Annotated in this window: 15 protein-coding genes and 3 tRNA genes; 6 read left to right on the top strand and 12 right to left on the bottom strand. The window is 48.5% G+C overall.

What is annotated here, in order from left to right:
* Window positions 1–173: 173 nt before the first annotated feature.
* On the bottom strand, window positions 174–716 hold the full coding sequence (locus DSM2777_RS17145) for a GNAT family N-acetyltransferase (RefSeq protein WP_061554658.1): 543 nt from the start codon (window positions 714–716) through the stop codon (window positions 174–176).
* Between the two features lie 347 nt (window positions 717–1,063).
* On the opposite strand from DSM2777_RS17145, the gene tyrR reads away from it, so the two are divergent.
* The gene (tyrR, locus tag DSM2777_RS17140; protein WP_061554657.1) at window positions 1,064–2,650 is read left to right on the top strand and encodes a transcriptional regulator TyrR; all 1,587 of its coding nucleotides are present in this window, start codon (window positions 1,064–1,066) and stop codon (window positions 2,648–2,650) included.
* A 72-nt stretch (window positions 2,651–2,722) separates the two neighbouring features.
* Here the strand turns inward: tyrR and tpx are convergent, their stop codons facing one another.
* Window positions 2,723–3,226 carry a thiol peroxidase gene (gene tpx / locus DSM2777_RS17135; RefSeq protein ID WP_040045039.1) on the bottom strand — a complete coding sequence of 168 codons (504 nt, stop codon included), beginning with the start codon at window positions 3,224–3,226 and terminating at the stop codon, window positions 2,723–2,725.
* Between the two features lie 288 nt (window positions 3,227–3,514).
* Here tpx and ycjG point away from each other — a divergent pair, with 288 nt between their 5' ends.
* Window positions 3,515–4,492: an L-Ala-D/L-Glu epimerase gene (gene ycjG / locus DSM2777_RS17130; protein WP_061554656.1), complete on the top strand. Its 978-nt coding sequence runs from the start codon at window positions 3,515–3,517 to the stop codon at window positions 4,490–4,492.
* 8 nt (window positions 4,493–4,500) lie between these two features.
* On the opposite strand, the gene mpaA is transcribed toward ycjG, so the two are convergent.
* On the bottom strand, window positions 4,501–5,220 hold the full coding sequence (mpaA, locus tag DSM2777_RS17125) for a murein tripeptide amidase MpaA (protein WP_040045037.1): 720 nt from the start codon (window positions 5,218–5,220) through the stop codon (window positions 4,501–4,503).
* A 262-nt stretch (window positions 5,221–5,482) separates the two neighbouring features.
* Between mpaA and DSM2777_RS17120 the strand changes: the two genes are divergently transcribed.
* Window positions 5,483–7,099, top strand: coding sequence for a peptide ABC transporter substrate-binding protein (locus DSM2777_RS17120; RefSeq protein WP_061554655.1), 1,617 nt, complete (start codon window positions 5,483–5,485; stop codon window positions 7,097–7,099).
* Here DSM2777_RS17120 and DSM2777_RS17115 read toward each other — a convergent pair.
* Entirely contained in the window at window positions 7,089–8,531 is a 1,443-nt protein-coding gene (locus DSM2777_RS17115) for an MltF family protein (RefSeq protein ID WP_061554654.1), read from the bottom strand. The genes DSM2777_RS17120 and DSM2777_RS17115 overlap by 11 nt on opposite strands.
* A 396-nt stretch (window positions 8,532–8,927) precedes the next feature.
* Between DSM2777_RS17115 and DSM2777_RS17110 the strand changes: the two genes are divergently transcribed.
* Window positions 8,928–9,929, top strand: coding sequence for a L,D-transpeptidase family protein (locus tag DSM2777_RS17110; RefSeq protein WP_061554653.1), 1,002 nt, complete (start codon window positions 8,928–8,930; stop codon window positions 9,927–9,929).
* Between the two features lie 229 nt (window positions 9,930–10,158).
* Here the strand turns inward: DSM2777_RS17110 and DSM2777_RS17105 are convergent, their stop codons facing one another.
* Window positions 10,159–10,395, bottom strand: a complete 237-nt coding sequence (locus tag DSM2777_RS17105; RefSeq protein WP_025801233.1) for a major outer membrane lipoprotein — start codon at window positions 10,393–10,395, stop codon at window positions 10,159–10,161.
* Window positions 10,396–10,696: 301 nt separating this feature from the next.
* Window positions 10,697–12,109: a pyruvate kinase PykF gene (pykF, locus tag DSM2777_RS17100; RefSeq protein ID WP_025801234.1), complete on the bottom strand. Its 1,413-nt coding sequence runs from the start codon at window positions 12,107–12,109 to the stop codon at window positions 10,697–10,699.
* Between the two features lie 602 nt (window positions 12,110–12,711).
* Here pykF and DSM2777_RS17095 point away from each other — a divergent pair.
* Window positions 12,712–14,322 carry a tyrosinase family protein gene (locus DSM2777_RS17095; RefSeq protein WP_061554652.1) on the top strand — a complete coding sequence of 537 codons (1,611 nt, stop codon included), beginning with the start codon at window positions 12,712–12,714 and terminating at the stop codon, window positions 14,320–14,322.
* Between the two features lie 89 nt (window positions 14,323–14,411).
* Here the strand turns inward: DSM2777_RS17095 and DSM2777_RS17090 are convergent.
* The 4 genes from DSM2777_RS17090 to DSM2777_RS17075 form a co-directional block, all read right to left on the bottom strand.
* Window positions 14,412–14,488, bottom strand: a tRNA-Val gene (locus tag DSM2777_RS17090).
* Window positions 14,489–14,508: 20 nt separating this feature from the next.
* Window positions 14,509–14,585 (bottom strand) — tRNA-Val (locus DSM2777_RS17085).
* Window positions 14,586–14,605: 20 nt separating this feature from the next.
* A tRNA-Val gene (locus DSM2777_RS17080) sits at window positions 14,606–14,682 on the bottom strand.
* Between the two features lie 179 nt (window positions 14,683–14,861).
* Window positions 14,862–16,232, bottom strand: coding sequence for an MATE family efflux transporter (locus DSM2777_RS17075; protein ID WP_061554651.1), 1,371 nt, complete (start codon window positions 16,230–16,232; stop codon window positions 14,862–14,864).
* 300 nt (window positions 16,233–16,532) lie between these two features.
* On the opposite strand from DSM2777_RS17075, the gene DSM2777_RS17070 reads away from it, so the two are divergent.
* On the top strand, window positions 16,533–17,183 hold the full coding sequence (locus DSM2777_RS17070; protein ID WP_061554650.1) for a riboflavin synthase: 651 nt from the start codon (window positions 16,533–16,535) through the stop codon (window positions 17,181–17,183).
* Between the two features lie 53 nt (window positions 17,184–17,236).
* On the opposite strand, the gene DSM2777_RS17065 is transcribed toward DSM2777_RS17070, so the two are convergent.
* Window positions 17,237–17,653: a hypothetical protein gene (locus DSM2777_RS17065; protein ID WP_061554649.1), complete on the bottom strand. Its 417-nt coding sequence runs from the start codon at window positions 17,651–17,653 to the stop codon at window positions 17,237–17,239.
* A 62-nt stretch (window positions 17,654–17,715) separates the two neighbouring features.
* Window positions 17,716–19,011: a YadA C-terminal domain-containing protein gene (locus tag DSM2777_RS17060; protein ID WP_061554648.1), complete on the bottom strand. Its 1,296-nt coding sequence runs from the start codon at window positions 19,009–19,011 to the stop codon at window positions 17,716–17,718.
* Between the last annotated feature and the right edge of the window lie 57 nt (window positions 19,012–19,068).

Genomic DNA, 19,068 nt, shown 5'->3' with positions numbered 1-19,068 from the left:
ATCCTTTTATAACCTTCATACTTGAAGCTGCTTTGGCATGGGCTACGCTCGTGCATCCAAATCACTTACGAGGATAAGCTCATCGGGTTTACTCACTTGCCGCCATAAATCAGCGCAAATTATTTGGGGTATAGTTAAATAAAATCTCATTGAAACAATATCTAAGCTGTTATTTATACCTCAAAAGCCACAAGGTGGTAATCTTTTCCATCGAAGTGAAAGCGTGTGACATCGCTCATGCCAAGTCCTTGAATGTGGGCAACCAGCGAGTGCGGATTATCATCAGCGATAAAGGCCAAACCCGCGTCGTATTTTCCATGCATATGCGCTTTTACCGCGGCAAAAAGCTGGGAAAGCACGCCAGCACCGCGAAAACGTCGCGAGATGCATACGGGGCCATACAGAAAAGGAGTGAGTTCGGTCATCGGACGCTGATTGAGCGAATGGGTTTCGGTTTGTTCGAGCAATGCATCAATGACGGGGGGATGAGGTTTGGCGCAGGTCGCGGTCATACAGACGAATCCAGCGACGGTTTTGCCTTCAACGGCAACTAAAATGCCCAGCTTGCTGTTGATGGCTTCAAGCTGTGCTCGGCTCATTTGTGAAACGATGTATCCCTGTTGGAGGTTTTCAGCATCCAGATTTTCAGGTGTGTTCAGTCGCTGAATTTCCAAAATGCTATCATAGTCTGCAGGGACGGCCTGTCGGATGATCATATGCTGCACTTCCCCTATTTATATCTAAAATGTGTGATGAATAGGTGATAAGATTCTGCTGTCTAGATATGATGATATTTGTATGATGCCTACTTTGAAGACAATTATATAGCCTGTTGTAACAATTGTTGAGGTGTCATTGCGCTAGTTTATAGTTAGCTAAGTTGTAAATCAGAAATGACTGGCTGGATAACAATAGAAAGATCTGTCAACTTATACTGACAGTTACTGTTTCAGTTGTCGTACAATCACAATCATAGTCAGCGTGATGTAGGGCAATTGGTTTTCTCTCGTGTATCTACACGTATGTTTTACACACCGTAATATGCAGATTAAGGTCAAAACTGATGCGCCTGGAAGTTTTTTGTGAAGACCGAATCGGCTTAACCCGAGAACTGCTGGATCTGCTGGCAGCGCGTAATATTGATTTGCGCGGGATTGAGATCGATACCATCGGTCGTATCTATTTGAATTTTAATGAACTTGACTTCGAAGTCTTCCGTCAGTTAATGGCAGAGATCCGCCGCATCAGCGGTGTCACCGACGTTCGCACCGTGCCATACATGCCGTCAGAGCGTGAACACCGTGCGATGTGGGCATTGCTAGAATCGCTGCCAGAGCCCGTTTTCTCTATTGATATGAAAGGGAAGGTTGAGCTAGCTAACCAAGCGGCATTGATGCTGTTTGGCACCACGGAAGACAAGATCTGTAATCAAACCGCAGGTGGACTGATTGGCGGCTATAACTTTTTACGCTGGCTGGAGAACGAAACCGTTGCTCCGCATGCCGAAAAAGTGGTTATTCGCGGTCAGGATTATCTGATGGATATCACGCCAATCTATCTGGGTGAAGAGCAGGGCGAAATGTCTGCGCCAGTAGGGGCGGTCGTGGTGTTGAAATCGGCGGTTCGCATTGGGCGTCAGTTGCAAAACCTCACGGTGAATGACGATAGCGAATTCGAACACATTATCGGTGTTAGCCCGAAAATGCGTCAGGTACTCGAGCAGGCACGTAAGCTCGCCATGCTAGACGCACCGTTGCTGATTGTGGGCGATACCGGTACCGGTAAAGATGTGCTGGCTCGCGCCTGTCATCTGCGCAGCCCACGCGGTAAACAGCCTTTCTTGGCGTTGAACTGTGCCGCACTGCCGGACGACGTGGCCGAAAGCGAACTGTTTGGCCACGCTGCGGGCGCTTATCCGAATGCGCTGGAAGGCAAAAAAGGCTTCTTTGAACAAGCCAACGGTGGTTCGGTGTTGCTGGATGAAATTGGTGAGATGTCACCGCGCATGCAAACCAAGCTGCTACGTTTCCTCAACGACGGTACGTTCCGCCGCGTGGGTGAAGAACACGAAGTGAGCGTAGACGTTCGCGTTATCTGTGCGACGCAGAAAAACCTGATCGATCTGGTGCAGCGTGGATTGTTCCGTGAGGATCTTTATTATCGCCTTAACGTCTTGACGTTAAATCTGCCACCGTTGCGTGAACGCACGCAGGACATCATGCCGTTGACCGAGCTGTTTGTCTCGCGCTTTGCCGATGAGCAAGGGATGCCAAGACCGCGTTTGGCGCCTGAGTTGAATGCGTTCCTCAGCCAGTACGGCTGGCCGGGCAACGTTCGTCAGTTAAAGAATGCGATCTACCGTGCGTTAACCCAGCTTGAGGGATATGAACTGCGTCCACAGGACGTTGTTCTGCCGGAGTTTGAAGCTGAAATGGCGCTAGGCGATGAAGTACTGGATGGTTCGCTGGATGATATTTGCAAACGCTTTGAGCGTTCAGTGCTGACCCGTCTGTACCGCAACTATCCAAGCACGCGTAAGCTGGCTAAACGCTTGGGCGTATCGCATACCGCGATTGCTAATAAACTTCGTGAGTATGGCCTTAGCAGTCGGCGTCACGTGGAAAACCACCCAGACGCAGAAGAGAACTAAAAAAAACGCGGTGCTGAATTCAGCACCGCGTTTTTGTTTCTATCAGTGACTACACTGAATATCGCAACAGAATTACTTCAGAGAAGCTAATGCCGCATCGTAGTTTGGTTCTTCGGTGATTTCGTTCACCAGCTGGCTATAAACCACGTTGTCGTTGCCGTCTAAAACGACTACGGCACGTGCGGTTAGACCGGCCAATGGACCATCGGTAATAGCTACACCGTAATCGTGTTTGAAATCGCCGCCACGCAGGGTAGACAGCGTAATGACGTTGTTCAGACCTTCAGCGCCGCAGAAGCGAGACTGAGCGAAAGGAAGGTCGGCCGAAATGCACAGCACAACGGCGTTATCAGTCTGGCTTGCCAGCTGGTTGAATTTTCGCACTGATGCTGCGCAAACGCCGGTATCAATGCTTGGGAAGATATTCAGGATTTTACGTTTACCAGCCAGACTTGCCAGATCAACATCGGAAAGGTCTTTGGCTACCAGTTTGAAAGGTTTGGCTTTTTCGCCTGCCTGAGGGATTTTACCGGCTACGTGTACTGGGTTGCCTTGAAAATGAACTGTCTGCGTCATTATGGTATTTCCTATTACAGTTAGTTAACACGAACTAGAGTTTACGCTAACACGATAGCCTTGAATATACGAACAATTTTAAATATCTACGTATACCCTTCATATTTCATGCTGCATTTTTGTTAGCTGCATTCGCACACCCGGGTCACTTACATCAGTAAGCTCATCGGGATGCGCTCATTTGCTGCCTCAATGCAACATGAACTATTTTGGGTATAACATTATGATGTTTTTGGCTAATACTTCAGCTATCCGCATTCTGCCTTTTATTAGCGCTAAGGAATAAGCATGAAAACAATGCGTTTTTATTCAGAAGTCTGGCCTCTGCATACCCCTTTTGTAATTGCTCGGGGCAGCCGAACAGAAGCTTACGTTGTCGTCGTTGAAATTGATCAAGACGGCGTGATTGGCGTCGGGGAATGTACGCCCTATGCGCGCTATGACGAAAGCGTGGACTCTGTGCTCGCGCAGCTTGCCTCGGTGAAATCCGCTATTGAGAACGGACTTGATCGCCGTGAGTTATTAGCAAGATTACCGGCAGGCGCGGCGCGTAATGCGGTTGACTGTGCGCTATGGGATCTGGTGTGTAAGCAAACCAACACCACGCTGTGGGAACAATGCAACGTGCCACAGCCAGAACGCATTGTGATGGCGCAGACCGTGTCGATTGGATCGCCGGAACAGATGGCTTCCACCGCGCTTTCGTTGTTTCAAAAAGGTGCGACGCTGCTGAAAATCAAGCTCGACGATCATTTTATTACTGAACGATTGATGGCGATCCGTGCCGCTGTACCCGAGATGACGTTGATTGTTGATGCTAATGAGTCATGGCAGGCCGAAGGATTAGCTGCGCGTTGTCAGCTGCTGGCCGACGTTGGCGTGGTGATGCTGGAGCAGCCTTTACCTGCTAACCAAGATGAAGCGCTAGCTCATTTCATTCATCCGTTGCCGATTTGCGCGGATGAAAGCTGCCATACCCGCGATGATTTTGCCGCGCTGAAAGGGCGCTATGACATGATAAACATCAAACTGGATAAAACCGGTGGTCTGACTGAGGCTATGGCACTGCGTTCATTGGCGCAGAAAGAGGGCATGGCGATTATGCTGGGCTGCATGATTTGCACGTCGCGCGCCATTCGTGCGGCTTTGCCGCTAGCGCCCGCGGCCAAATTCGTGGATTTCGATGGCCCCACATGGCTGGCGCAGGATGCAAGCCCTGCGCTGAATTTCAGCTGTGGCGGTATTCAGCTTAAAGTGCCTGCGTAAAACGCGGGTTATAGATCGTAATCGATCAACGCCAGCAGTGCCGGAAGGTATTTTTCGCTGGCGAGGTCGGCTGAAATCGCCGGTAGCTCAAGCGTAATGCAGGGCAGGCTGAGGTCGGCACACCAGCTGCCAAAAGAGCCCGGGGTTTCGTATCCTACGTTACTCACCAAAGGCAGTTCAAAATCGGCGGAAAGTTGCTGCCCGAGCAGCGTTTGGTGTGGATCCTCCACACAGGCAAGGGGCTCATGCAACGAAACGACCCACGCCGGTTTTAAGCGGTGGATCAGCTGGCAGAGCGCTTGCGTTTCGGGTTCAGAGCCTGCGGCGTCGCCGGTGGATAGCCTAACATCTCTTTCACTGCTGGCGCTGTTCCAGCGATATACGCTATGACCGGGCAGCCAGTTAGCCGCAGGAAAATTACGATTGAGATCCACCCCAGCAGAATTTGCTCGTAATCCTAGCTGACAGCCATCGGGATTGACCGCCAAAATGACATGGTGGCGTTGCTGCATCGGCTGGAGACTGCGTAATGCGCAGGACAAGGCGATGACTGCGGTAGTTTCGTCGCCGTGGGTGCCCGCAATAATCAGCCCCGTATCACGGTCAGGTTGAACGGCGGGGAAATAGAGTAGTGGCGCGCCGAGCAACGAATGTCCGTAGGTAACCGCCGTCGCGCTAATTTGGCCGCGATCGGCACGAGGGCGGATCTGTTTTACACCATTTCCCATGCAACAGGTTTCCCGTAATAGTAGAATAACGCCGTCATACTTGAAGCTGCATCTGTGCTCGCTTTCTGCCTGGGTGCAACTCCAATTATTTGGGTCTAAGTCTGAATAATTTCCGTCTGTTAACCTTCTTATTAAGGCACACTTTTTGACCTCAGAAAACGTTCGCAACGACAAAAATAAACGAGCGTGGGGAATATTGGTGTCTGGGATTAGGGAATGCTGCCGGCCGTGCCAATGATTTTGGATATATAGGGTTCTATTTATGCATCTTTTTCGTATTACTGCATTATCCGCATTGATTGCTTCGGGGTTCGTTTCTGCGCAGGCCGCGCAGGTTCCTGCGGGAACCGTTTTGGCTGAAAAACAAGAGATTGTGCGTCATATTAAAGATGAGCCAGCGTCGTTAGATCCGGCAAAGGTGGTGGGACTCCCCGAGGCGCAGGTGGCGCGAGATTTGTTTGAAGGGCTGGTTAATCAGGGCGCAGACGGCAAGCCAACGCCGGGCGTGGCGCAGAGCTGGCAAACGACTGATAACAAACGCTATGTGTTTAAGCTCCGCGAGAACGCTAAGTGGTCGAACGGTGATCCGGTTACGGCCTATGATTTCGTCTATAGCTGGCAGCGCTTGGTGAATCCTAAAACGCTGTCGCCGTTTGCTTGGTTTGCGCAAATGGCGGGTATCGCCAATGCCGAAGGTATTATTAACGGCCAAGTGCCGGTGCAAAAATTGGGTGTTGCTGCGCCCGATTCGCATACGCTAGTGGTTCAGCTGAATAAACCCGTCCCGTTTTTTGTCAACCTATTGGCTAATTTTAGCCTGTTCCCCGTACCGCAAAAAACCATCGAAAGATACGGTAACGATTGGACTAAGCCAGAGAATTTGGTGGGTAACGGCGCATACGCCATGCAGGAGCGAGTAGTTAACGAAAAAATCGTGTTAAAACCTAATCCGTATTATTGGGATCATAAAAATACCGTCATCACTAAAGTGACGTTTATCCCGATTAATCAAGAGTCTGCGGCAACCAAACGCTATCTGGCAGGGGACATTGATATCACGGAATCCTTCCCTAAAAACATGTACCACAAATTAATGAAGGACATTCCCGAACAGGTCTATACGCCGGACCAGCTAGGCACCTATTACTACGCTTTTAATACGCAAAAAGCACCGCTCAATGATGCTCGCGTGCGCAGAGCGCTCTCGTATGCCATCGACAGACAGATCATTGCCGAGAAAGTATTAGGTACCGGCGAGAAGCCCGCCTATCACCTAACGCCAGATGTGACCGCCGGATTCGAGCCTGTACCGCTGGCTATTCAGAAAATGACGCAGGCTGAACGCAACAAACAGGCGAAAGCATGGCTGAAAGCAGCGGGCTATGGGCCAAATAAGCCGCTGAAACTCACTTTGCTGTACAACACCTCAGAGAACCACCAGAAAATTGCGATTGCGGTGGCCTCAATGTGGAAAAAATCGTTGGGTGCACAGGTCAAACTGACGAATCAGGAATGGAAAACCTATATCGATAGCCGCAACACCGGCAAGTTTGATGTAGTTCGTGCGTCTTGGGTGGGAGACTACAATGAAGCATCGACGTTTTTGACGCTGTTGACGTCGACCCATAGCGGCAATATCGCTAAATTTAACAGCCCGGGATACGACAAACTGTTAAAACAGGCCAGCGAGGAAACCGACGCGGGCAAGCGTAACGCCGATTATGCGCAGGCCGAGCAAATTTTGGCCGATCAGGCACCGATTGCGCCTATCTATCAATATACCAATGGCCGCTTAATTAAGCCTTGGGTAAAGGGTTATCCGATTACTAACCCTGAAGATGTGGCCTATAGCCAAACGATGTACATTATTAAGCACTAGGTTGGCTGGGAGCAGGCGGAACGGCCTGCTCTTTCTTCTGTTGCTGCTGCTTGATGAGGGTATAAGCAACGTAATATTTGAAAATATTACTGACGTACTGCACCGTTTCATTGCCTATTTTCAATTGCGCCACGCGCTCCACGTTATTAAACCAGCGGTTAGGATCAAGCCCCATCAGCTTGGCCTGCTTTCTCAGTCTTTCTATTTTCGCAGGGCCTGCATTGTAAGCTGCAAAGGTGAAGAGCATTTTATTGAGCTCATCCATCGGCTGATCGGCAAAATAGCGATCTTGCATAAACCGAATATATTTAATTCCTGCATTCACATTCGGTTCTGCCTGCGAAATATCGCCAACCTTAAGATCTTTTCCAGTGCTGGGAAGTATCTGCATGATGCCAATAGCACCGCTGTGGCTACGTTTGCGCTGGTCGAGCTGTGACTCTTGATACCCCTGCGACACCATCAGCAGCCAGTCTACGCTGTATTCCTGCCCGTACTTTTGGAAAATAGTTGTGAGCTGGTTGAATTTGTCGATCTCTTTTTCTGACGTGGCGCTTTTTACCCACTTAACGTTGCGCAAGTATTTATAAACCTGCTGGTTGCCAAACGACGTACCTAACTTGTGTGCTTTACAAAATGGATTGAGAACGGCGAGCAGCTGCGGTGAGTTTTTCCGCACGGCTAAGGCAATATTGGCATCGCTTCGCAGTGCAAATTGGTCATAGGTGACCAGATTGGGATAGATCTTCTGCCAGAGCAAAGCGAGATAGCGGTCGACGACGGTGTAACCCGCCAGATTCGCATTCACCATTTCTAAAATATCTTCGGGCTCTAGATTGCCCGGTGCGCTGATGACTTCAACCGGCGCCAGCTTGTTGCGAGCTAAATGTTGATTAAGCTGTGCAATGCTCTGTACGTAGCTGGTGGACGGATTGATAAAGACGCTTTTCCCCGCCAAATCATCTAGCGTGGTGAGTGTCGGTTGGCGTTTATTGGCCACAACCACTTCGCGCACGCCGCTGGCTAATGGGATAGTGAAATCAACCTGCCGCTGGCGTTCTGGTGTAATGGTGAGGTTTGCGGCAATCAGATCGCCTTTTCCGGCCAATAAATCAGGAATAAGCCTATCGCGTGAGGTGGGGATGATGACGACGTGGATTTTTTTATCAGGCTTGATGCCGTTATTCAGCGTTTTATCAAACTGCTGCATTAGTTCAACCATCAGCCCACGCGGGGTGCCACGGTTATCCAAAAAATAGAAGGTTTTGCTGTAGGGGATCAAAACGCGAATGATCCTGCGCTGCTGCATGGCATCGAAATCGCCATAGACGGAATTGATGGTGGTAGGAAGCGCAAGGGTTTTACTCGGCGCTGCGTGGCTCGCGGTGCCAATGAAAAACAGGCTGATGAGTAAAAATAGGCAGCGCACCATGTTTCCACCGAAATGTTTCCACCTAAATATTCTCATCCGAATTGGGGACGTGAAAGAAGGATGGGCGAGAAGTCACGCAACTTGATTAATTATAGTTGCTGGCAACTGAGGTGCGGTTTTTTTGTGCAGTCGACATCACGAGTGTGCAGCGAAGAACAGATCAATCTTATTCACGGTGGTTAATTTTTTGTGCATATTAGCAGCGGAACCGTTAACAAACTGAAATATATAGTAAAAGTATTTTAGTAACGCATTGATTTACTGGCATTTAAATTGCCTTTTCCTTTCTGGCTGTTAGTATAACTGGTGTTTATAAAACGGGCAGTTCTACAGCCTTGTACAATTAATTAATTATCCTTCGTCCTGAAGGATAACTGATAAGACTGGGAATCAAGCATGAAGCGTGCACTACCTCTTGTAACTATGTTGCTTTCGGTATGGATGGCAGGGACGTCTGTCGCCAATGCAACCGAATATCCTTTGCCGCCGCCAGACAGCCGTTTGATTGGTGAAAATACTACCTTTACCGTACAGAATAATGGCAAACCGCTAGAGGATGTTGCCGCGCGCTTCCAAATCGGGTTGCTAGGGATGTTGGAAGCTAACCCTGGCGTAGATCCTTACTTGCCGAAACCGGGCACCGTTCTGACGATTCCGACTCAGATGTTGCTACCGGATGCCCCTCGTGAGGGTATCGTCATCAATTTGGCTGAAATGCGTTTGTTCTACTATCCGAAAGGACAGAGCAAAGTGGTGGTCTACCCGATTGGTATTGGTCAGTTAGGGCGAAATACGCCAGAAATGGTAACCAGCGTTTCTCAGCCGATTGCTAACCCAACGTGGACGCCAACGGCGAATATCCGCAAACATTACAAAGCCGAGGGCATCACGCTGCCTGCGGTGGTCCCTGCGGGCCCTGAAAACCCAATGGGGCTGTTCGCCCTGCGTTTATCCGCACAGGGTGGGGTTTATCTGATTCACGGCACTAACGCTAATTTCGGCATTGGAATGCGCGTCAGCTCCGGTTGCATCCGCCTGCGTCCTGACGATATTGAGGCATTATTCAAGACCGTACCGAAAGGAACCCGCGTGCAGATTGTGAATGCGCCGGTGAAAGTGTCGGTTGAACCTGATGGCAAGCGCTATGTAGAAGTGCACCAGCCGCTATCACGTACCGAGAAAGACGATCCACAAACGATGCATATTGCGTTAAAACCCGCGGCGAAGAAGTTTGCTGACAGCCAGTTAACCGATAAGTTGGTGTTTGACGAAGCGGTGAAGCGCCGTTCAGGTATGCCGGTGATCGTGAATCATGGTCAGGAAGTGAAATCAGAGCCTGAAACGAACGCAGTAAAGATTACGCAAGCTAAGGCGACTTCGACTAGCGCAACTGAGTAAAAACGCTCAGCGAGCGTTGAGCGCAGCCTCACGTTAGTTAAAAGGGATACCGCAAGGTGTCCTTTTTTTATGGCTGTGTTGTGGGAATGTTCTGGGCTGGACTGGGCTTAAGAAAACGGGCTAAACGCAAGCTGGTGAGTGGGGAGGAGGAGAAGGGTGGGAAAGTGCAAAATAGAGAGATAAAAAAAGGCGCACCGAAGTGCGCCTTTATTACATGACTCAAGAAATATTATTTCTTGTATTTAGTAGCCATGTTGTCCAGACGCTGGTTAGCGCGTGCTGCGTCGTCTTTAGCAGTCTGAACGTCAGCGCGCATTGCGTTAACGTCGTTGCTCAGCTGATCAACTTTGGTGTTCAGAGTCTGAACATCAGTAGACAGTTGGTCGATTTTAGCATTGCTTGAACAACCAGCCAGCATAGTAGAAGCCAGGATTACTGCGCCCAGTACCAGTTTAGTACGATTCATTATAAAACCCTCTAGATTGAGTTAATCTCCATGTAGCGTTACAAGTGTTACACAAACTATTTTCTAAAGAGAATAAATTTTTCGTACTAAATCGCTTTATTTTGATCGTTCGCTCAAAGAAACGCCTTCTTTTGCCAAAAGGTTAAAAAAAGGAGAGAAAACAGGTCATTTCTATTGGATTCATCTTATTTGATTTGAAAATTAATTATATTAATAATACGAATTCAAGAGGAAAAAATGCTGTACAAATGTAAAAAAAAGCGCCGGAAACCGGCGCTTGATATATTGAGAATAAATGCTATTACAGAACGTGCACGGAAGCCGTGTTGGTTGTGCCGCTGGAAACCAGTGCGCCAGAAACCATAACCACGATGTCGCCTTTCTGAGCCAGACCACTTTCAACCGCAACTTCTTTACCAATACGGTAGAAATCGTCAGTAGAAGCGATCTCTTTAACCAGCATAGGAACCACGCCTTTGCTCAGGATCAGCTGGCGAGCGGTGACTGGGTTAGTGGTCAGAGCCAGGATCATGGCATCTGGGAAGTATTTACGAACGGCTTTCGCAGATTTACCACCGGCAGTCGCAACCACGATCAGTGGAGCGTCCAGTTTTTCAGCAGTTTCTACAGCGCCACGGCAAACCGCTTCGGTGATGCGCAGTTTACGGCTGTCGTGCAGAGTATCAATACGGCTCTGCATCACGCGGTCAGTACGCTCACAGATGGTTGCCATGATGCTAACGGCTTCAAGAGGGTATTTACCCTTAGCACTTTCGCCAGACAGCATAACTGCGTCAGTACCGTCCAGAATGGCGTTAGCTACGTCGCCTGCTTCTGCGCGGGTTGGACGTGGGTTTTTGATCATGGAATCGAGCATCTGAGTTGCAGTGATAACAACTTTACGTGCACGGTTACATTTTTCGATCATCATTTTCTGAGCGAAAATAACTTCTTCAACTGGGATTTCAACGCCCAGGTCACCACGAGCAACCATGATGCCGTCAGAAGCTTCCAGAATTTCGTCGAAGTTGTTCAGACCTTCCTGGTTTTCGATCTTAGAAATGATCTGAATGTTTTCGCCGCCGTGGGCTTTCAGATGCTCACGGATTTCCATCACGTCAGAACGTTTACGGATGAATGAAGCCGCAACGAAATCAACGCCTTGCTCGCAACCGAATACCAGGTCACGTTTGTCTTTTTCAGCCAGCGCTGGCAGTTGGATAGAAACGCCTGGCAGGTTAACGCCTTTGTTTTCGCCCAGATCGCCCGCGTTCAGAACTTTACATACCACTTCAGTTTCTGAAACTTCGATAACTTCCATACCGATCAAGCCATCGTCAACCAGAACGGTGTTGCCGATTTTCAGGTCAGCAGCGAAGCCAGGGTAGGTAACAGCAACACGGCTGGTGTTGCCGATAACGCTCTGGTCAGTGGTGAAAGTGAAAGTCTGACCAGCGGTCAGCGCAGCGTCTTTGCCGCCTTCCAGTTTCATAGTACGGATTTCTGGACCTTTAGTGTCCAGCAGGATTGCGGCTTTCTTACCGGTTTTTTCCATAACAGCGCGAATGTTTTTGATGCGCTGTCCGTGCTCTTCATAATCACCGTGGGAGAAGTTAAGACGCATAACGTTCATGCCTGCGGTCAGCATGTTGTTCAGCATTTCTTCGGATTCGGTCTTAGGACCGATGGTGCATACAATTTTGGTCTTTTTCATGAAGTTTAATTTCTGCAAGTTGTGATGGATTGAAAAAACAGAGTGCTCAAGGCATTGCCGTGAGCAAGAGATGAAGCCGATAAAACGATGTTGCTTAAAAGGTTAACGTTGCCTAAAAATTTGAACGTCGGTAATCGGGATGTAGAAACACTACTAAGAATAGATGACAGCTGAGGGATGGATGCGGAAAAGTGTTCTCCGCGTTTAAGAATTGATAAGCGCGAAAGCATATATGAGTTGTAATTTGCGTAGCGACAGATCAAGGGCTGAAACCATTCAATTGAAATGACGTTTCGTATTATACGGTCTTAGTGTCGGAAATGACAACGAATTTGCCTAAATCTAAACGTGATTAGTCAAAAAAACGACGATTGCTGCGCAAATGTAGCGCTGATGAAAAACTTGTTGCGCAATAAACGACAACGCACGCTGAAAAGTATCGACAGTCTCTATCCACCTCGTGTCACTTGCTGCGATTTATTAATGTTCTATGCTTATTTTCACCATTGAGTGCAATGTTATTTTGCGCAAATGGCTTTTATCGCTTTTAAATCAGAATATTATTCTTTTTGCTCAAAATCCTACTGTTAAGGATATTTAATATGAGTAAGCGTGAATCACCTTTTAGTCTTAATCGTCGTCGCTTAATTATTGCCACGGCGCTCACTACACTAGCAACCGCACTTCCGTTTCAATCCGTGTTTTCAGCCTCTACGCCGACAGCAACAAAGCGGCGTTATACCCGCGTAAATCTCAGCAGCAAAGAAGGGCAGCGAATGCTCGCCAGCTATCAAAAAGGGATTAAGGCAATGCTGGAGCTACCGCCTTCAGATCCGCTGAATTGGTATCGACATACGTTAATTCATACGCTTGATTGCCCACATGGCAACTGGTGGTTTTTACCCTGGCATCGCGGGTATGTCGGATGGTTTGAAAAGATCATTCGTAAATTGAGCGGTGATGCCGATTTCGCGATGCCGTTCTGGGACTGGACGGCGGAACCACGCGTGCCTGATGCGTTTTTTGACGGTGTGCTTAATCCAGAAAATCAGGCGTTTATTGATAGCTATACGAAGTTCCGTGAGGCGCTATTCAATCCCGTTGAGGCTCAGTGGGGGACATTTACCCTCCAGCAGTTACATGAGCTACAGCTGCGTGACTATCCTTATCCTTCCGATCTTTGGAAAGGTATCGAGGGGGATGGCCAGCCGGATAATGCGATGTTTTTTGCGCATGGGAAAACACGTGACCTAACGAGAGCCAAGCCTAATTTCGACTGTACAACCCAGAATGCGGTTTCGCTCGATACCATTTTAGATGCATTAGCGCCAACTTCGTTTGAGATGTTTGGCAGCGAGTCCGCGCCGAATCATAGTAACAGTCACCAGCATGGATTTGGGATCCTCGAAGGTTTTCCACATAATAAAGTGCATAACGACATCGGTGGCTTTATGGGGAATTTTTTATCGCCGGTTGATCCGATCTTCTTTATGCATCACGCCAATCTCGATCGCTTATGGGAAGTATGGCAAGCGAAGCAAATTCGGGACAATTTACCTACCGAACCACAAGAAGGGCTGGATAAGTGGAAAAGCGAACCTTTCCTGTTTTATGTCGATGAAAATGGTCGGCCCGTGGAGAACAATCGTGCAGGAGACTATATCCAAGTTGGCGATTTCGATTATGGCTATCAAACGGGAAGTGGGGATAGCACCGCTCATTTCACGCTTGGAAAAGCACGGGCAATGCCTGAATTACGGTTAGACGCCACGCTTGATCAAGCTGATTTGAACGACGGAAAAATAGTGAATGCGCGCGTTGTTTTGCCGAAGCCCCTGGCAAATTCAGCTGCGCTGTTTGGTGACGAACAGCAGCGCTACTATGTTTTGATTGAGATAATGCCGATGTCTTCGGTGCAGGGCGTGAGTTTCAATGTCGCGCTTGATAAGCCGAGTTTGTTGCACAAAGGACAGCAAGCCAGCACGGAGGGCTCTTGCCAAGATAGCGTGAATAGCTTCACCTTTTTTGGCAGCATGGATATGACGAATATGAAAACGACCTTTATGGCACCTATGACGGCAGCATTACGAAGCCTGAGCAGCAGTGAAAAAAGCGCCGGTGCTATTAACATATACATTTCGGCTAGCACGTCGGGCGATGCCAAAATAAAGGTTAATGCAACAGTCTCTTCTGTGACATTGAGAGCATTCTAAACGAATCCCGCAGAGGGTAGATGTGTATAGGGAGCTGTCTTCTGTGGGATTTTTTATGAAAGGAAGTAAAGCGTATCTAAGAGATTGAATGGTGCGTCCGAGTGAACTCGAATCACCGACCCCCACCATGTCAAGGTGGTGCTCTAACCAACTGAGCTACGGACGCATCGAAGAATCTCTTAAGAATGGTGCGTCCGAGTGAACTCGAATCACCGACCCCCACCATGTCAAGGTGGTGCTCTAACCAACTGAGCTACGGACGCAACGAAGAATTTCTTAAGAATGGTGCGTCCGAGTGAACTCGAATCACCGACCCCCACCATGTCAAGGTGGTGCTCTAACCAACTGAGCTACGGACGCATCCTGAACTGCTTTGTTAGCACGTTAGCCGTGCCAGACAACGGGGACGAATATTAACGGCACATGACACGGCTGGCAAGGGGGATTGCCAAAAATTCCTCTTAAATTCACACGATTGCTGATGATATGCGCATCTGGGTGAAAAAAACGGCATCTAGGATGCCGTTGAATAACCGAGATTAACGCGCAGCGCGCTGTAAGATCCACGCGGCAGGCTGATTTTGTAGCCAGCGAATACGCAGCGCCATCATAATGGCGGCCGAGGTTAGGCCGATGATAAAGCCTGTCCAGAAGCCGCTTGGCCCCATCGCAGGAACAATATAGTCGGTCAGCGCCAGCACATAGCCGGTTGGCAGCCCCAAAATCCAGTACGCCGTGAAAGTAATAAAGAAAATTGAACGGGTATCTTTATAACCACGCAGTACGCCGCTGCCGATAACCTGTACCGAATCGGAAATCTGATAAATTGCCGCCAGCAACATGAGGTGCGATGCCATGGTGATAACTTCAGGGTTATCGTTGTAGAGCAGGGCAATAGGCTCGCGGAAGATAACGGTGAAAATAGCGGTACACGCCGCCATCGACATGCCCACGGCAATACTGGTTCGTGCCGCGACTTTTGCATTTTCCGCCGAGCCTTCGCCCAAACGGTAACCCACGCGAATGGTTGCCGCTACGCCAAGAGACATCGGTAGTACAAACATCAGCGAGCTAAAGTTCAGCGCAATTTGGTTACCCGCGACGGAAACTATACCCAACGGTGACACCAGCAAAGCGACAACGGCAAACAGCGTGACTTCGAAAAACAGCGCTAAAGCAACCGGCATACCGATATTGATCAAGCGATGGATCGTTGCCCACTGTGGTGCTTCCATGCCTTTTTGGCGCAGATCGCGCAGGCTGGATGAGTGGCGAACGTACCAACGCATGATGAAATACATCACCCAATACACGCTGCCCGTGGCCACGCCGCAGCCGACGCCGCCCAGCGCTGGGGCACCTAATTTCCCATAGATGAAAATGTAGTTAATCGGAATGTTGACCAACAGACCGATGAAACCAATGACCATCCCCGGTTTGGTTTTCGATAGGCCTTCGCACTGATTACGCAGCACTTGGAAGAACAAATACCCCGGCGCACCCCACATAATGGCGTGCAGGTAGCCAATGGCTTTGCTCGACAAATCATGATCGATGTTATGCATCATATCGATGATATGTTTTGAGTTATAAAGCACTACGATGATTAAAACCGACACGCCAAACGCCAGCCAGAAGCCTTGTCGTACCTGATGCTCGATTTTATCGCGCCGACCCGCGCCGTTTAGCTGAGCAATGACCGGTGTTAAAGCCAGCAGCAAACCGTGGCCAAACAGAATAGCCGGTAGCCAAATGGAGGTCCCAACGGCAACGGCCGCCATATCTGTGGCGCTAACGCCGCCTGCCATGATGGTGTCAACAAAACCCATGGCCGTTTGTGAAACCTGCGCAATGATAACGGGAATAGCCAGAGCTAATAAGCTACGCGCTTCTATCCAATACTTCTGCACGTATACACCTTTTTATTTTAAATGAGAGAGAAAACAGACAAGTAAACGCCTCTTCGCGGAAAGTCTTAAAGAGGGTAACGCGATACTCAGCAATCCGATCGCCGATGCGGCGTCAAACGTGATGAGTATAAACAGTGAGTGAACGATTCTACCTGCAGATACAGCACAAGAGAATGAAAAGTGTAGCTGATGAGTTGGTTATAGGCTGTTTTTTAACGGCTGGATTTGGTTTTATCTAGGGTTTGCGGCAAACTGCTAGATAATTGTTTTCGAAAAGACATTATTGCAGAGGCATCATTTATGTTTACCGGCATTGTTCAGGGCACCGCTCCCGTTGTGTCCATTGATGAAAAATCAAATTTTCGTACTCATATCGTTAAATTTCCGCAGGAGTTATTGCCCGATCTTGAGCTCGGCGCGTCCGTTGCTCACAACGGTTGTTGTTTGACCGTGACCAAAGTGGAAGGCGACCTGGTTAGCTTCGATTTGATGAAAGAAACGCTGCGCATCACCAATCTGGGCGATGTAACGGTAGGTAGCGTGGTAAATCTGGAGCGAGCAGCGAAGTTTAATGATGAAATCGGTGGGCATTTAATGTCTGGCCATATCATCTGTACCGCTGAAATCGTTAAAATCCTGACCTCAGAGAACAATCGCCAGATTTGGTTCAAAATGCCGAATCCTGAGCTGATGAAGTATGTATTACATAAAGGTTTTATCGGTATCGACGGTATTAGTTTGACCATCGGAGAAGTCACCAAGAGCCGTTTTTGCGTACATTTGATCCCAGAAACGCTGCAACGTACCACGCTTGGCGTGAAACGTTTGGGCGATAAAGTGAATATTGAGATCGATCCACAAACTCAGGCCGTAGTGGATACGGTGGAACGCGTATTAGCCAGCCGTGACGCGATATTGCAAGCCGCTATGAAAGCTGATTCTGTGGCTTAATCATGTAAAAATACGTAGCCGGATGCCGTTTTCATCACATCCGGCTTTTAAGCTTATTTCAAATAGCCTTTAAACTGACGATTCTCCATCAGCGCCACTTTTCCCTTGGTATAAAAAATCACCTGATAATTTCCCTGTGAATACACCGACGCATCGGCATTTTTTTCATCTAATGCCGCAGGCTTACCATCAACGGTGACAATTCCATCCGCGCCGCGCTTAACCGTTACGCCAAAGCCAGTTTTAACCACCGGTTTATGCGTTGCTTGAGCATACTGCTTCTGCGCGTTTTCTAGCGCCTGTTTTTCTGCCGCCGAGTTGATTGCATTTTCTCTGCTTTGCTCTGCAATATAGCAAGCGTCTTTGCTGATCCCTTGAGACTCACATTTGGCCATGCGGTCGGCTGGGGATGAGCAACCCGCTAGCAGCCCCGCGACGATGCCAACCAGCAATAATTTTTGTGCTTTCATCATTTCTCTCCACTTATCGGTGATAGATATCCCCCATACTTATCATTATAACCTATGGCTGTTTACCAGCCGACGGACACGCCAGCACCGTAGCCAACGTTATCTTGCGAATCATCAGAGACAGTTAGTTTAACCACGCTATTTGAGGTGGCATGAAACGATGCACCCACCGCAATTGCGTTCTCATCGTCATAACCGCCAACGCCTGCGCCCACGGCAAATGTCTGGTTCTCTGTTACCTGAGGAATATTGGCCTGAGCAAAGGCGGCACTAACACCTGCTGAAGCTTGTTTTTTGTTCTCATCAATACGTGAATCTTGTGATGACTGATGCTGCTCAACCGAGTCTAAACGCTGTGAGTTTGCTCTAATCGCGGCGCTGTTTTCGGCACTATGACGATGATTTTCAGCAATGTTGATATTGTCAGCATTAAACTGCTGCGCGTTGTAGTGTGCTATGTCTGCCATAGTGTTAAGAATGAAAAGCTGTTTTTTATTGAGCTGTTTATCCTGTGATGTATCAGACTCAGTGTTCGTCGTTGTTGTGATTGGGGCGGCAGTTGTATTCCTGCCAACAACCGTTGTCGTCGATGTATTTGGCCGATGTGTTTCGCCGTAATAAACCGGTTTAGACGTATCGGTGTTAACGACGTATTGCGGCGTGCCGGTATGTTTATTCGCATAGTTAACGTCTGGGGTTGTATTCGGCCGATGTGTTTCACCGTAATAAACCGGTTTAGACGTATCGGCGTTAACGACGTATTGCGGCGTACCGGTATGTTTATTCGCATAGTTAACGTCTGGCGAGGTATTCGGCCGATGTGTTTCGCCGTAATAAACCGGTTTAGACGTATCGGTGTTAACGACGTATTGCGGCGTGCCGGTATGTTTATTCGCATAGTTAACGTCTGGCGAGGTATTCGGCCGGTGCGTTTCACCGTAATAAACCGGTTTAGACGTATCGGTGTTAACGACATATTGCGGCGTGCCGGTATGTTTGTTCGCATAACTTTGATCGGGTTGCGTGACAGTTTGCTTAGCTATTTCTGCCTCATAAGACTCAAACTCCGGGATCCATGAAGTTTGTAAATCATAGTTGTGGTTATCTAGCAGATTATGCGCAGTCTGATTGCTGTTTCCTATGTTGGTCGTCGGTGAGTCAACAAATGTGATTTCAGATGGCTTGGAATAATCAAAGACGGAATTATCAATCTTATGATTGTCGAGCACCCATTGTCTGAAGGCGATAGCCTCTGATGATGAACCGCCTAGTGCGTCAGCTAAGCTTAAACTGGCATGTGCTGATCCAACGATGGAACAGGCGATAGCCGCAGCAATTAAAGTTATTTTGCGATTCATAGATAGATTGACCTAAAAATTAATATGTTCGGTATCGTGTTTAAGTAGGCGTTATAC

The organism is Obesumbacterium proteus (assembly GCF_001586165.1).
In the GTDB taxonomy this organism is placed as follows: Bacteria; Pseudomonadota; Gammaproteobacteria; order Enterobacterales; family Enterobacteriaceae; genus Hafnia; species Hafnia protea.
Note: the sequence above shows the minus strand (reverse complement) of the source record. Positions and strands in the feature narration are given on the sequence as shown.

Bases quoted from the DNA above. Each gene is read 5' to 3' on its own strand.
- DSM2777_RS17065 (WP_061554649.1), bottom strand. From the start codon at position 17,653: ATGAAAGCACAAAAATTATTGCTGGTTGGCATCGTCGCGGGGCTGCTA.
- mpaA (WP_040045037.1), bottom strand. From the start codon at position 5,220: ATGGGAAATGGTGTAAAACAGATCCGCCCTCGTGCCGATCGCGGCCAA.
- DSM2777_RS17060 (WP_061554648.1), bottom strand. From the start codon at position 19,011: ATGAATCGCAAAATAACTTTAATTGCTGCGGCTATCGCCTGTTCCATC.
- DSM2777_RS17110 (WP_061554653.1), top strand. From the start codon at position 8,928: ATGAAGCGTGCACTACCTCTTGTAACTATGTTGCTTTCGGTATGGATG.
- pykF (WP_025801234.1), bottom strand. From the start codon at position 12,109: ATGAAAAAGACCAAAATTGTATGCACCATCGGTCCTAAGACCGAATCC.
- DSM2777_RS17145 (WP_061554658.1), bottom strand. From the start codon at position 716: ATGATCATCCGACAGGCCGTCCCTGCAGACTATGATAGCATTTTGGAA.
- tyrR (WP_061554657.1), top strand. From the start codon at position 1,064: ATGCGCCTGGAAGTTTTTTGTGAAGACCGAATCGGCTTAACCCGAGAA.
- ycjG (WP_061554656.1), top strand. From the start codon at position 3,515: ATGAAAACAATGCGTTTTTATTCAGAAGTCTGGCCTCTGCATACCCCT.
- DSM2777_RS17105 (WP_025801233.1), bottom strand. From the start codon at position 10,395: ATGAATCGTACTAAACTGGTACTGGGCGCAGTAATCCTGGCTTCTACT.
- DSM2777_RS17115 (WP_061554654.1), bottom strand. From the start codon at position 8,531: ATGGTGCGCTGCCTATTTTTACTCATCAGCCTGTTTTTCATTGGCACC.
- DSM2777_RS17120 (WP_061554655.1), top strand. From the start codon at position 5,483: ATGCATCTTTTTCGTATTACTGCATTATCCGCATTGATTGCTTCGGGG.
- DSM2777_RS17095 (WP_061554652.1), top strand. From the start codon at position 12,712: ATGAGTAAGCGTGAATCACCTTTTAGTCTTAATCGTCGTCGCTTAATT.
- DSM2777_RS17070 (WP_061554650.1), top strand. From the start codon at position 16,533: ATGTTTACCGGCATTGTTCAGGGCACCGCTCCCGTTGTGTCCATTGAT.
- tpx (WP_040045039.1), bottom strand. From the start codon at position 3,226: ATGACGCAGACAGTTCATTTTCAAGGCAACCCAGTACACGTAGCCGGT.